Below are 12870 nucleotides of genomic sequence, written 5' to 3'. Positions count from 1 at the left end.
TCCTTGAACGAGGTCAGCGCGTCGCCGTCGGAGTCGACGACCTTCGACACCATGTGCGGGGCCGCGAGGAGGCCGGCGTCTCGTATGCGGAGGCGGGCGACGGTTTCGGCGGGGGAGCCTGAGGCGGGTTCGGCCCAGGGGAGCCAGGTGCGGGCACGGGCGGAGCCGGGGCGGGGGGTGGCGAGTTCGGTGGCGAGGTCCTCGTAGTGGACGAGGGGGGCGCGCCGGATGCCGTCGACGGCGCGGTGGGCGAGGGCGGAGTCGGCGATGACGACGGCTTCTTCGCGGCTGCGGGAGCGCCGTATGAGGTCGCCGACGGTGCGGGCGGGGGTCGTCGTCCGGAGGCCTCGCCGGGTGGTCCGGTCGTGGTCTGTGAGGTGGGTGGTGGTGTGGATCCGGATGCGGGAGCGGGGGTGGCGGGCGGATCGCGCCGGGGGGCGGGTGGTGAAGTGGAGGAGGTCCGGCGGGTCGTCGCCGTGCAGTTGTTCGATGCGATGGAGGCGGGCGGCCGTTCCGTGGCTGCAGACGAGGTCCGGGCGTAGGAGTTGGTGGGCCGTGGCCCTGACGCGCCAGTCGACCTCCTTGCCCGGTGCGGCCCAGACGCCCCGGCAGATCCGCTGCCAGCCGTCGCGGTGGAGGCGGCCGGCGAGCCGGCCCGGGGGCCAGCCTGCTGCGACGGCCCGGACCGTGAGGAGTACCCCGCCTCTGGCGAGGATGGTCAATTCGCACATACGCGCAACGATCCACGGAAGGGGGACAGTTCGCACCCCCTGTGGAAAACCCGTCGAAAGACGTCGTCAGGAAAACGCAAAAGTGACGGGACGTACCCGCCGGGCAGGAGCATTCTGGACAGATGACGACGACTCCGAGCGAGACGCCGAGCGCGCTGCCGGGCGGGACGCCGGGCGCGACTCCGAGTGTGCAGTTGGTCAGTGACCTCGTCACCCGGATCCCCGAGTTCCGCGATGTGTACGAGACCCATGTCTTCCATCAGGGCGGTGTGTTGCCGCACGTCTTCTTCTGGGACGTCGTGCAGGACACCGTCCGTTCTTTCCTCGGTGAGGCGCCGGCCACCGCGGTCGACTGGCGGCGCACGCTCGACTTCCTGGAGGAGCAGAGCTGCCGCGGGGTGGTCGGGATCGACGAGGTGATCATCACCTCGTTCCTCGGGGACCTGCCCTCGCCGCAGGAACCCGGGCACGCCATCGTCGAGCAGTTGGGCCCCGTGATGGCCGCCAAGTTCGTCCGGATAAGGCCTCTCGGCTGACCTCGGCTGACCTCGGCTGCCCTCGGCTTCTCGGCTGACCTCGGCTGATCCAGGCTGATCCCGGCGGGACGACCGGTGTCCGGTGCGGGGTCGCCGGCGTCCGCCGAACGGTGTCTGGTCGCCGGGGCCGTTGGGTATCGATGGCTGGGTGGACAGGGCCGTTGGGTATCGATGGCTGGTGGACGGGTCGAGGGTGGGGCGCGCTCGCGCGCGGGCTGGAGGGATCGGGACGTGCTGACCGACGAGGATGTCCTGGCGGCCGTACGGCGCTGCATCGAGGAGCGCGGCGGCGGTGTCAGGGTGAGCCCGGACGAGGCGGTGATCACCCGGCACCTGCTGCTCGACGGGGAGATCCTGCGCTGTATGGAGACCCGTACGGAGGAGGAGCGTTTCCATCGGGGCGCTGTCGATCTGTCGGAGTGGCCCGAGTACGACGCCGACCTGAGGGGACACCGGATACCGGCCCCCAGGGATCCCGCGGACGAGACGACGCTGAAGCTGGTGCGCCGCGGTTCGAAGGACGACCGGTCCTGTGACTGCGGCAACGGCAGGGTGGCCTGCCAGCGTTGCAAGGGCGACGGTGATCTGCGGTGTTCCCCGCGCACGACGTGCGGAGAGTGTCGTGGGCTGGACTGCTGCCTGCGGTGCGACGGTTCCGGGCGCCGTACGCGCAAGGCCCGTGCCGGGTCGGACGCGGACGCGGACGAGGGGCGGAAGGCGGGGCGCGTCGAGTGCGGGCAGTGCGGTGCCAAGGAAGCGGCGTGCGCCGGGTGTCAGGGGCGGGGCGAGGTCTCGTGCGCGCGGTGCGGTGGGACGGGGTCCCGTGCCTGCCCCGACTGCGATCGGGCGGGGACGGTGCCGCACCAGAGGTGCGGGGGGAAGGCGAGGACCGTGACGTGGACCGAGGGTGTCGTCACCAGGCGGCCGCTCGTCGAGGAGGTCAAGGTCCCGGGCTCCGGTCTGCCGTACTGGGCACGGCAGCAGGCGCGCGAGCACGGGGACTGGAACCACGTCCACCTGGTCGGTGAGGGGGTCGGGCTGGACGACGACGTCGACGAGGAGGTGGTGAAGAACGTGGCGCCCCGGCTCGTGGCGCGCGAAGGGGAGATAAGCCGCCGGATCTCGCTGCGGCACCTGTCCCTCGCCCGGGTCACCCTGGCCCCCCATCCCCACCGGGTCTATTTCGTCATTCCGGCGCACGAGGGGCCGCGCGTCCTCGTCTGGCCCTCCCGGCGCCGGACCTGGCTGATCGCGGCCGTGGCGCTGGCCGCGCTGGCGGTCCTCGTGGCCGTCTCGCGGCTCATCGGCCTCGCCTGAGGGAGCCACGGGGCGTCCCGGGATAATCGGGTCCATGTCCCGGTCCGTCCTCCCTCGCTCCCCGCTGCCCTCAGGCACCCCCACGCGCGCGCGTACGGGTGTGCGCACCGGTCTCCGCGCCCGTGCGCGCACCCCGCTCGCCGCCGCCCTCGCCGGTTACGCCGCGACCCGCCTGATCGGGCTCGGGGTCCTCGCGATCGTGGCGGCGGCGACCGGCAAGGACGGCCTGCACCGGCTGAAGGGGCGGTGGGACTCCGTCTGGTACGTGCGGATCGCCGAGCACGGATACGGGTACGAGGTGACGTTGCCGAACGGCGACGTCCACTCCGACCTGGCGTTCTTCCCGCTGTTCCCGGCCTTGGAGCGGGGGCTCTCGGCGGTGCTGCCGGTGGACGCGGCGACGGCGGGTCTTGTCGTGGCGTGGAGTGCGGGGCTCGCGGCCGCCTGGGGGATCCACCGGTGTGGTGCGTTCGTCGGCGGGGAGCGCGTGGGTGTGCTCCTCGCGGTGCTGTGGGGGGTGTACCCGACTGCGTTCGTGCAGTCGATGGCGTACACGGAGACGCTGTTCACCGCGCTGGCCGCGTGGTCGCTGTACGCGGTGCTGCGGGGGCGGTGGATCGTGGCCGGGGTGCTGTGCGCGGCCGCCGGGCTGACGCGGCCGACGGCGGCGGCGCTGATCGCCGCCGTCGGGATCGCGGCGGTGGTGACGGTCGTCCGGGAGCGGAGGGTGTCGCCGGGGATCGTGGCCGGGGTGCTGGTCGCGCCGCTGGGGTGGCTGGCGTACGTCGCCTACGTCGGGTTCCGGGAGGAGAGTCCCACCGCCTACTTCGACGTGCAGGCCGCGTGGGGGAACTCGATCGACGGGGGTGTCGCCCTCGCCCGGTTCATCGCGGGGCTGCCGTGGGCCGCCGGCCTCGGACTGTGCGCGGCCCTCGCGCTGCTCGGCTGGCTGGTGGTGATGTGCGTGCGGCAGGGGCAGCCGTTGCCGCTGCTCGTCTACACGATCGGCGTCGTCTTCGTATCCCTGGTCGGAGCCGCGTACTTCGGTTCGCGGCCGCGGCTGATGATGCCCGCGTTCGGGTTGCTGCTCCCGCCCGCCGTGGCCCTCGCGCGCGTGCGGTCGCGTACGGCCGTTCCGGTCGTCGCGGGGCTTGCGCTCGCCTCGGCGGCGTACGGCGCGTTCACGCTGCTGGGCTCGGGCCCGCCGTGACGCCCGCCCGTCGCCCGTGACCAGCGGCCCCGCTACCCGCCGTCCGTCGCCACGCGTACGCGTACACCCCGCCGCAGCCCCCAGCCGGCCATGGCGCCCGCCTCCGCCTCCAGGACGTGCCGGCCACGTGGCCGGATCATGCCGAGGCGGCCCGGGGGCATCGTGACGACGGAGAGGACCGTGAACGAGCGGTCCAGGTAGGCGACGTCGATCGGGAACCGCATGCCGAAGGTGTGCACGCTGTTCGTGCGGACGATGAGCAGGGCGCCTGGGACGCCGTCGCGGCCGAGGAGCCCCCGGCGACGGGCCCGGTACGAGGCCGCGATCTCCAGCGGCACGTCGAGCGGGCCCGCAGCCGTCGGCGGGCCCGCAGCCGTCAGCGTTCCCGCGCCGTCCTTCCATTTCCCCATGCGCCAGACCGTAGCGGTGCCGTCGCCCTAGGGTCGGGTCCGTGTACGTCACGATGATCGTCGTCGCCGCCCTGTGGGGGGCCGCTGTCGGCCTGCTCGTACCGCGGGCCGCCTACCGGCTCTCGGTGGACTTCGAGGAGCCGTGGCGGGACCGCTGTCCCGCCGGGCATGTGCTCGTGGGGCCCGCGCGCGGCTGGCTCGGTGGGCCGGGGCGGCAGGACTGTGCGACGACCCGGAGCCCGCTGACCGCTCCGCTGATCACCGCCCTCGTCTGCGCCGCCCTGGCGGCCGCCGCCGACGGGCAGCCGCGGCCGGAGTTGGCGGTGTGGCTGCTCGGCACGCCCTTCGCCGTCCTCCTCGGCAGTGTCGACGTGCGCGTGGGCCGGCTTCCGGACGGTGTCACCCTGCCGCTGGCCGCCGCCGTCCCGCTGCTCCTCGGTGCCGCCGAGCTCCTCCCGTACGACGCGGGCTCCTGGCGCCTCGCCGTGCTGGGCGCGCTCGTCCTCGGCGTGGCCTACCGGGTGCTCCACGAGATCAGCCCGAACGAGCTCGGCCTCGGTGACGTCAAGCTGGCGCTGCCGTTGGGCGGGGCGCTCGGCTGGTACGGCTGGGACGTCCTCTTCATCGGGGCCTTCGCCGGCTTCCTGCTCGGCGCCGTTTACGGCCTCGGTCTCATCCTGCTGCGCCGGGCCGACCGGTCCACGGCGATCCCGTTCGGCCCGTTCATGTTGGCGGGCGGGCTCGTCGGACTGCTCCTCGGCGGCTTCACCGCGCTGCCGTGACAGGTGACGCGTGTAGTGCCACGCCCCGCGTCCGCTCGGCTGCGCCGCGTCAACGCCACCCCTCCCGGCCGGTCCCCCTTGGGAGGGACGGAAGTCCGCCGCCACGCCGGGGCGCAAACCCGCCACGGGGCCCTGGAGGCCTTGTCCCCCTTGGGATCCGGGGAATCCGGGGCGGTTCGTTCGGCGCACGTGGCGCGCAAGACGACTAACGAAGGGTTATGGTGGAAACCCCCCCTCGGGCCGGTCCGTATCCCCCCCACGGACCGGCCCGTTTTTCTTTTCCCGGGCCCCGGGGGAGGCGGCCCGTGGTCCTTCGGAGGCGTCAGCCCCGGCCGGCCCAGATGTTGGTGCCCTCGGTGTCGACCGCGAACGAGTCGATCTCCTTGAGCTCCTCGGCGGTGAGCGGTGCCGCGGCGAGCGCGGCGACGTTCTCCTCCAGCTGGGCGACGCTGGACGCGCCGATCAGGGCCGAGGTCATCCGCTCGTCGCGCAGCACCCAGGACAGCGCCAGCTGGGCCAGGGACTGGCCGCGCCGCTCGGCGATGTCCGCGAGGCCGTGGAGGCGCCGGAGGACCTCGTCGGAGAGCAGGTTCGGGTCGAGGGACTTGCCCTGGGTGGCCCGGGAGCCCTCCGGGATGCCCTTCAGGTACTTGTTGGTGAGCAGCCCCTGGGCGAGCGGCACGAAGGAGATGCAGCCCATGCCGGCCTCCTCCAGCGTGTCGAGGAGGCCGTCCTCCTCGGTCCAGCGGTTGATCATCGAGTACGACGGCTGGTGGATGAGGGGCCGGACGCCCATCTCCCGGAGGATCCGGGCGGCCTCGGCGGTCTGCTCGCTGTTGTACGAGGAGACGCCGACGTACAGCGCCTTGCCCTGCTGTACGGCGGAGGCCAGGGCCCCCATCGTCTCCTCCAGCGGGGTGTGCGGGTCGAAGCGGTGCGAGTAGAAGATGTCGACGTAGTCGAGGCCCATCCGCTTGAGGGAGGCGTCGAGGGAGGACATCAGGTACTTGCGGGAGCCCCACTCGCCGTAGGGGCCCGGGTGCATCTCGTAGCCGGCCTTGGTCGAGACGATCAGCTCGTCGCGGTGGGGCGCGAAGTCCTGGGCGAAGAGCTTGCCGAAGTTCAGCTCGGCGGAGCCGGGCGGCGGGCCGTAGTTGTTCGCGAGGTCGAAGTGGGTCACGCCGAGGTCGAAGGCGCGGCGCAGGATCGCCCGCTGGGTGTCGAGGGCCTTGTCGTCGCCGAAGTTGTGCCAGAGGCCGAGCGAGACGGCCGGGAGCCTGAGGCCGCTGCGGCCCGAGCGGCGGTACTCCATGGTGTCGTAGCGGTCCGCGGAGGCGCGGTACAGGGGGGAATCAGTCACGTATCTCTGCTTATCACGGACTTGTGACAGTCCCGGGCTGGGAGCCTGTAGCCCGTCCGCAGTAGTGTGGCCGCTTGCGGACCGCCGCTGCCTGGCGGACCGCCGGTGCATGGAAGGGTAAGAACAGTGAACCTGCGCGACCTGGTGTACGGGCTCTACGCACGCCGGGTGGAAGGCCGCCTCGACCACGCCCAGGTGCCCAAGCACATCGGGGTCATCCTCGACGGGAACCGGCGTTGGGCCAAGGCGTCCGGGGGGACCCCCGAGCAGGGCCACAAGGCCGGCGCGGACAAGATCCAGGAGCTGCTCGGCTGGTGTGCCGAGACGGACGTCGAGGTCGTCACGCTCTGGATGCTCTCCACGGACAACCTGAACCGGCCCGAGGAGCAGCTCGTCCCGCTGCTCGGCATCATCGAGAACGCCGTACGCTCGCTGGCCGCCGACGGCCGCTGGCGGGTCAACCACGTCGGCACGATGGACCTGCTGCCCGCGCGTACCCAGTCGGTGCTGAAGGAGGCCGAGCAGGCCACCCACGGCAACACGGGGATACTCGTCAACGTGGCCGTGGGCTACGGCGGCCGGCAGGAGATCGCGGACGCGGTCCGCTCGCTGCTCCTGGAGCACGCGGAGCGCGGGACGAGCTTCGAGGAGCTCGCCGAGATCGTGGACGTCGAGCACATCTCGGAGCACCTGTACACGCGTGGCCAGCCCGATCCGGACCTGGTGATCCGTACGAGCGGCGAGCAGCGGCTGTCCGGGTTCATGCTGTGGCAGAGCGCGCACTCCGAGTACTACTTCTGCGAGGTCCACTGGCCGGCCTTCCGCAAGGTCGACTTCCTGCGGGCGCTGCGGGACTACGCGGCCCGGCACCGGCGCTACGGCACCTGATCCCTTCGCGGACATTCCCGGTCGGAACCGATCATCTCGTGTTCACGAACACGTCGTCATATGCCGTGGCATGGCAGCCCCTGTTCGAGGGCATATCCCTGGTGAAGTGAGCGGCACGGAGACCGCCACCCGGGAGGCCCCTTGCACCAGGACGACCGTGCGGGACACGTACGGGAGAAGCGGAGGGCCGTGGTTCGGCCCGCGCATGGCGGCCTGAGCCCGGTCCCATTCCGCAGCGACACCGGTTCCGTCGCACCCCGACCTCACAGGGGTCTTCCGAGGGGGTCTGTCCTTCCGTGGTGACCAGCACGAAGCGCCGCCTTTCCGACCGGCGCACCTATGTTCTCGACACCAGCGTCCTGCTGGCCGACCCCAACGCCGTCTCGCGCTTCGAGGAGCACGAGGTGGTGCTCCCGATCGTCGTCGTGACGGAGCTGGAGGCCAAGCGGCACCATCCCGAACTCGGCTACTTCGCCCGGCAGGCCCTGCGCCTGCTCGACGACTTCCGGGTCAGGTACGGACGCCTCGACGCCCCTCTCCCCGTCGGGGAGCTGGGCGGCACCCTGCGTGTCGAACTCAACCATTCCGACCCCGGCGTCCTGCCCGCCGGCTACAGGTTGGGGGACAACGACTCACGGATCCTCGCGGTCGCGCGCAACCTCCAGGCCGAGGGGTACGACGTCACGGTCGTCTCCAAGGACCTGCCGCTGCGCATCAAGGCCTCGTCGGTGGGCCTCCTCGCCGAGGAGTACCGCGCCGAGCTGGCCATCACGGACGCCAACGGCTGGACCGGGATGTCCGAGCTCGCGCTCTCCGGCGAGCAGGTGGACCTGCTCTTCGAGCAGCACACGCTGTACGTGCCGGAGGCCGCGGAGCTCCCGGTGCACACGGGCCTGGTGCTCCAGTCGGAGCGTGGCAAGGCACTCGGCCGGGTCACCGCCGAGGGGAACGTACGGCTGGTCAGGGGCGACCGGGAGGCCTTCGGGCTGCACGGCCGCAGCGCCGAGCAGCGGATCGCGCTCGATCTGCTCCTCGACCCGGACGTCGGCATCATCTCCATGGGCGGCCGGGCCGGCACCGGCAAGTCCGCCCTGGCCCTGTGCGCGGGCCTGGAGGCGGTCCTGGAGCGCCGGCAGCACCAGAAGGTGATGGTCTTCCGTCCGCTGTACGCGGTCGGCGGCCAGGAGCTCGGATACCTGCCGGGCAGCGAGTCCGAGAAGATGAGCCCGTGGGCCCAGGCGGTGTTCGACACGCTGTCCTCGGTCGCGAGCCGCGAGGTCATCGAGGAGGTGCTCGGGCGCGGGATGCTGGAGGTCCTGCCGCTCACGCACATCCGGGGCCGCTCCCTGCACGACGCGTTCGTCATCGTCGACGAGGCCCAGTCCCTGGAGAGGAACGTCCTGTTGACCGTTCTGTCCCGTATCGGGGCGAATTCGCGGGTCGTGCTGACCCATGACGTCGCCCAGCGGGACAACCTCAGGGTCGGCCGGTACGACGGAGTCGTCGCCGTGGTCGAGAAACTGAAGGGGCATCCGCTCTTCGCCCACGTCACCCTCACCCGTTCCGAGCGCTCCCAGATCGCCGCGCTCGTGACGGAGATGCTGGAGGACGGTCAGGTCTGACCGATTCGTACGCCTCTGTACGCGTACGGCAGTTGGCGCCGCCCGGCAAAGCGCACGAGCTTAGCCGGGCGGCGTCGTGCTGTCTTCCGTAACTCCCAAAACTCGTGCCTCCGCCGAGGTGTGAGCTTTCACACGCAACACGGAATTGCCTTGCGGTGTCGCCGTCCGGCAAAGTCTTGCTTCCGTCAGGCCCCGCATACGGCACACGTGCACCCTCTGGGGTGCGCACAGCACCGCACAACTCAACAGCCGCTCGCCGTATGCCGCCCACAGCACCACGGGCCCGTGTCTCCTGTGACCCCGTACGTCGGAGACCAGCGCCAGGGGCACGATTTCGCCCGCGTGGTCACCTGTGCGGGCGTGCTGGAAGGAAACCGTGTGAGCCGGATCTCGGTCCGGGGATTCGCGGTGGCTTCGGCCACTGCGGTCACCACCGTCGGCGCCGTTGTCGGCGTCGCCTCGGGCAACGCCGCCCAGGCCACCTCCGACGACAACTTCGAGGCCACCGCGGCCGATGCCACCCTGCTCGCGGACATCCCCGCGGGCTCGCAGGCACAGGTGCAGGTCTCGTCCCTCTCGGAGCAGGCCGACGTCCAGGCCGCCGCCGCCGACTCGGCCGCGAAGAAGTCCGCGGAGGAATCGGCCCGTCTCCGCGCCGCCAAGGACGCCGAGGCGAAGAAGGAGGCGGCCGACAAGGCCGCCAAGGCCGAGCAGGAGCGCAAGGAAGCCGAGGAGCGCGCCAGCCGCGACTCCGTGCGCGACGCCTCCACCTTCTCCGCGCAGGGCTCGTACACCATCGCCGAGGTCAAGGCGATCGCCCGCCAGATGATCCCGGCCTCGCAGTTCCAGTGCTTCAGCAACATCGTGGACCACGAGTCCGGCTGGAACTACCGCGCGACCAACCCGTCTTCGGGCGCCTACGGTCTCGTGCAGGCACTGCCGGGCTACAAGATGCAGTCCGCCGGCGCCGACTGGCAGACCAACCCGGCCACCCAGATCAAGTGGGGCCTCAGCTACATGGACGGCCGCTACGGCAGCCCGTGCGGCGCCTGGCAGTTCTGGCAGGCCAACCGCTGGTACTAGTACCGGCGTGCTCAACCTCGGGGAGCCCCCCACCGTCCTACGGTGGGGGGCTTCTTCCGTGTAGGTTTCGAAGCCCTGTGCCCCGCGGGGGATACGAGCGGGGCAGCGACCACGGGGAAGAGCCGGCGGGGGGAAGAGGGAAGAGATGGCGAGAGTGCCACGGTGGCTGGGCCGGCTGGGCGAGAGCCTGAGCCGCATGGGTGAACGCCTCGACGAACGCAGGGCCGAGGCGGAACGCGAGGATCCGCTCGGTCCGCCGTACGAGGAGCCGGGGGAGGCCCCGTACGAGACTCCCGGTGAGCGCCCCGACGGAGGCGGCCGGAACGGTACGGCCGCCCCGGCGGCGCGCGGCCCGGAGAGCGACCCGGACACCGCACCTCCCCTCCCGGACACCGAGGACACCGCTGCCGCGGGCGCCGCCGCGGAGGCGGGCCGCTCCGTTCCCGCACCCCCCTCGTACGCGCCGGCCGTGGCCGCCCGCCCCGACCCCGTCGCCGCGATCCCGTGGGGCATGCGCGTCGCCGCCGAGGCGGGCTGGCGGCTGCTCGTCCTCGCCGGCACGGTCTGGGTGCTGATGAAGGTGATCAGCTCCGTCCAGCTGGTCGTCCTCGCCTTCGTCGCCGCGCTCCTCGTCACCGCCCTGCTCCAGCCGACCGTGGCCATGCTGCGCAGGAAGGGCCTGCCCCGCGGGCTCGCCACCGCCGTCACGGCCGTCTCCGGCTTCGTCGTGATGGGCCTGGTCGGCTGGTTCGTGGTCTGGCAGGTCATGGACAACATCGACAACCTGTCCGACCAGGTCAAGAACGGCATCGAGGAGCTCAAGCGAGGGCTCCTCAACAGCCCGTTCCACGTCACCGAGCAGCAGATCAACGGCATCGCGAAGAACCTGAGCGACTCCGTCGGCGCCAACGCCGAACAGATCACCCAGGTCGGCCTGCAGGGCGTCACCGTCGTCGTCGAGGCGATCACCGGCATCCTGCTCGCCATGTTCTCCACGCTCTTCCTGCTCCACGACGGGAAGAAGGTCTGGGAGTGGACGCTCAAGCTCGTCCCCGCCCAGGCCCGGCCGGGCGTCGCCGGCGCCGGCCCGCGCGCCTGGCGCACCCTCACCGCCTACGTCCGGGGCACGGTCCTCGTCGCCCTCATCGACGCCGTGTTCATCGGCCTCGGACTCTGGTTCCTCGACGTGCCGATGGCCGTGCCGCTCGCCGTCTTCATCTTCCTCTTCGCCTTCATCCCGCTGGTCGGCGCCGTCGTCTCCGGCGCCCTCGCGGTCGTCGTCGCCCTCGTCACCAACGGGCTCTTCACCGCCCTGATGGTGCTCGTGGTCGTCCTCGCCGTCCAGCAGATCGAGGGCCATGTCCTCCAGCCCTTCATCCTCGGCCGCGCCGTACGGGTCCACCCGCTCGCCGTCGTCCTCGCGGTCGCGGCCGGCGGTCTGACCGCCGGCATCGGCGGCGCGGTCGTCGCCGTCCCGCTCGTCGCCGTCACCAACACGGTCGTCGGCTACCTCCGCGCGTACAGCCACGAACAGGCGCTGCGCAGCACGCCGGAGCCGCGCGGGGCGACCGCGTTCGAGGTGGCCCCGACACCGGCGCCGGGCACGCTCGCCGCCCGGGGGAACGGCAGCAGGACCGGAAAGGGGGACGCGCAGTGATCTCGGAACCCGAACTCGTGGGCGGAGTGGAGTTCGACGAGCCGGAGGTGCTCACCGAGACCCCGCCGCCCCGCCCGCCCCGCGCCGGCCGGCCCTGGCTGTGGGCGCTCGGCGGCGCGGTGCTCGCGTCGGCGCTGTGGGGCGGCGGGCTCTACGCGTACGGGCAGCAGAAGGACCCGGGGCCGGACCTCGGCGGGTACAAGCCGGTGGAGAAGCTCTGCGAGGTCGCGGAGCTCAAGGCGCTCGGCGGCGCCCTCGGGAAGCGGAGCCAGGAGGGTGTCGGTTCCGTGGTGGACGAACCGGAGATCAGCGAGTCGTCGTGCTACGTCACCTACGGTCAGGTGGACACCGGGCCGACCGTCTCGGTCACGTACACCCTCCACAAGGTGACCGACCCCGGGCCGGAGTTCGAGACGCGGGCACGGCAGTTCGGCATCCTCCAGAAGGTCGAGGGAGTCGGCGAGCAGGCCTTCTACGAGGACGGGGGCGACCAGGGGGGAAGACTCCGGATTCTCGACGGTCAGGCCGAGATCGAGCTCCAGGTCTCCGCCCAGATGAGCATGGAGGTGAACGGGAAGCTCGTCGAGGTGCCGCCGGTCGACCTCTCCGGCATCGACGTGCCGTTGACGCAGGACGCGCTGGCGCTGATGGAGGCGCTCAAGAAATGACGGAAGGGCCCCGGGGTGCGAGACCCCGGGGCCCTTCTCGTACGGCTCGTGCCGCGTGGGCGGTGTCGCCCTACTCGGCGAGCACCGCTTCCGCGTCCAGCGTGACGCCGACCGCCTGGATCACCGCGGCGATCTTCACGGCCTCCTGGATGGTGGCGCGGTCGACACCGGCCTGGCGCAGGACCTGCTCGTGCGAGTCGAGGCACTGGCCGCAGCCGTTGATCGCGGAGACGGCCAGCGACCACAGCTCGAAGTCGACCTTCTCGACGCCCGGGTTGCCGATGACGTTCATCCGCAGGCCGGCGCGCAGCGTCCCGTACTCGGGGTCCGACAGCAGGTGCCGGGTCCGGTAGAAGACGTTGTTCATCGCCATGATCGCGGCGGCGGACTTGGCGGCCTGGTACGCCTCGGGCTTCAGGTTGGCCTGGGCCTCGGGCTCCAGCTCCTTGAGGACCTTCGGCGAGCGCGAGGCGATCGCGCAGGCGAGGACGGTGCCCCACAGCTGCTGCTGGGGAAGGTCGCTGTTGCCGATGACCGAGCCGAGGTTCAGCTTCAGGTCCTTGGCGAAGTCCGGTATGGCGGACTTCAGTTCGTCGAGAGCCATCT

General features: G+C 71.6%; 13 protein-coding genes. 9 read left to right on the top strand and 4 right to left on the bottom strand.

Annotation, left to right across the window (positions count from 1 at the left end; genetic code table 11):
- A partial coding sequence (locus tag OO54_RS03505) for a hypothetical protein (protein ID WP_051786678.1) occupies window positions 1-731 on the bottom strand: 731 nt, incomplete at its 3' end.
- Between the two features lie 122 nt (window positions 732-853).
- On the opposite strand from OO54_RS03505, the gene OO54_RS03500 reads away from it, so the two are divergent.
- From OO54_RS03500 to OO54_RS03490, 3 genes are all read left to right on the top strand, one after another.
- Window positions 854-1267 (top strand): hypothetical protein, encoded by a 414-nt coding sequence (locus OO54_RS03500; protein ID WP_033201367.1) that lies wholly within the window; start codon window positions 854-856, stop codon window positions 1265-1267.
- A 231-nt stretch (window positions 1268-1498) separates the two neighbouring features.
- Entirely contained in the window at window positions 1499-2584 is a 1086-nt protein-coding gene (locus OO54_RS43205) for a hypothetical protein (RefSeq protein WP_051786677.1), read from the top strand.
- A gap of 34 nt (window positions 2585-2618) precedes the next feature.
- The gene (locus tag OO54_RS03490; protein ID WP_033201366.1) at window positions 2619-3794 is read left to right on the top strand and encodes a glycosyltransferase family protein; all 1176 of its coding nucleotides are present in this window, start codon (window positions 2619-2621) and stop codon (window positions 3792-3794) included.
- Window positions 3795-3826: 32 nt separating this feature from the next.
- Here OO54_RS03490 and OO54_RS03485 read toward each other — a convergent pair whose 3' ends face one another.
- Entirely contained in the window at window positions 3827-4204 is a 378-nt protein-coding gene (locus OO54_RS03485) for a DUF192 domain-containing protein (RefSeq protein WP_033201365.1), read from the bottom strand.
- A 41-nt stretch (window positions 4205-4245) separates the two neighbouring features.
- Here OO54_RS03485 and OO54_RS03480 point away from each other — a divergent pair, with 41 nt between their 5' ends.
- Window positions 4246-4986, top strand: coding sequence for a prepilin peptidase (locus tag OO54_RS03480; RefSeq protein WP_200146696.1), 741 nt, complete (start codon window positions 4246-4248; stop codon window positions 4984-4986).
- A gap of 322 nt (window positions 4987-5308) precedes the next feature.
- Here OO54_RS03480 and mgrA read toward each other — a convergent pair whose 3' ends face one another.
- Complete coding sequence (mgrA, locus tag OO54_RS03475; RefSeq protein WP_033201364.1) at window positions 5309-6346, bottom strand: L-glyceraldehyde 3-phosphate reductase; 1038 nt, start codon at window positions 6344-6346, stop codon at window positions 5309-5311.
- A 126-nt stretch (window positions 6347-6472) separates the two neighbouring features.
- Here mgrA and OO54_RS03470 point away from each other — a divergent pair, with 126 nt between their 5' ends.
- The 5 genes from OO54_RS03470 (at window position 6473) to OO54_RS03450 (ending at window position 12264) form a co-directional block, all read left to right on the top strand.
- Window positions 6473-7234 carry an isoprenyl transferase gene (locus OO54_RS03470; RefSeq protein WP_017239855.1) on the top strand — a complete coding sequence of 254 codons (762 nt, stop codon included), beginning with the start codon at window positions 6473-6475 and terminating at the stop codon, window positions 7232-7234.
- A 296-nt stretch (window positions 7235-7530) separates the two neighbouring features.
- Window positions 7531-8856, top strand: a complete 1326-nt coding sequence (phoH2, locus tag OO54_RS03465; RefSeq protein WP_033201363.1) for an RNA 5'-3' helicase PhoH2 — start codon at window positions 7531-7533, stop codon at window positions 8854-8856.
- Window positions 8857-9234: 378 nt separating this feature from the next.
- On the top strand, window positions 9235-9939 hold the full coding sequence (locus OO54_RS03460; RefSeq protein WP_033201362.1) for an aggregation-promoting factor C-terminal-like domain-containing protein: 705 nt from the start codon (window positions 9235-9237) through the stop codon (window positions 9937-9939).
- A 145-nt stretch (window positions 9940-10084) separates the two neighbouring features.
- Window positions 10085-11596 (top strand): AI-2E family transporter, encoded by a 1512-nt coding sequence (locus OO54_RS03455; protein WP_033201361.1) that lies wholly within the window; start codon window positions 10085-10087, stop codon window positions 11594-11596.
- Window positions 11593-12264 (top strand): hypothetical protein, encoded by a 672-nt coding sequence (locus OO54_RS03450; RefSeq protein WP_033201360.1) that lies wholly within the window; start codon window positions 11593-11595, stop codon window positions 12262-12264. Before OO54_RS03455 ends, OO54_RS03450 begins: the two co-directional genes overlap by 4 nt.
- A gap of 70 nt (window positions 12265-12334) precedes the next feature.
- Here the strand turns inward: OO54_RS03450 and OO54_RS03445 are convergent, their stop codons facing one another.
- Window positions 12335-12868, bottom strand: coding sequence for an alkyl hydroperoxide reductase (locus OO54_RS03445; protein WP_017239860.1), 534 nt, complete (start codon window positions 12866-12868; stop codon window positions 12335-12337).
- Between the last annotated feature and the right edge of the window lie 2 nt (window positions 12869-12870).

Origin of the sequence: Streptomyces wedmorensis (genome assembly GCF_000716445.1) — a bacterium.
Classification (GTDB): Bacteria; Actinomycetota; Actinomycetes; order Streptomycetales; family Streptomycetaceae; genus Streptomyces; species Streptomyces wedmorensis.
Note: the sequence above shows the minus strand (reverse complement) of the source record. Positions and strands in the feature narration are given on the sequence as shown.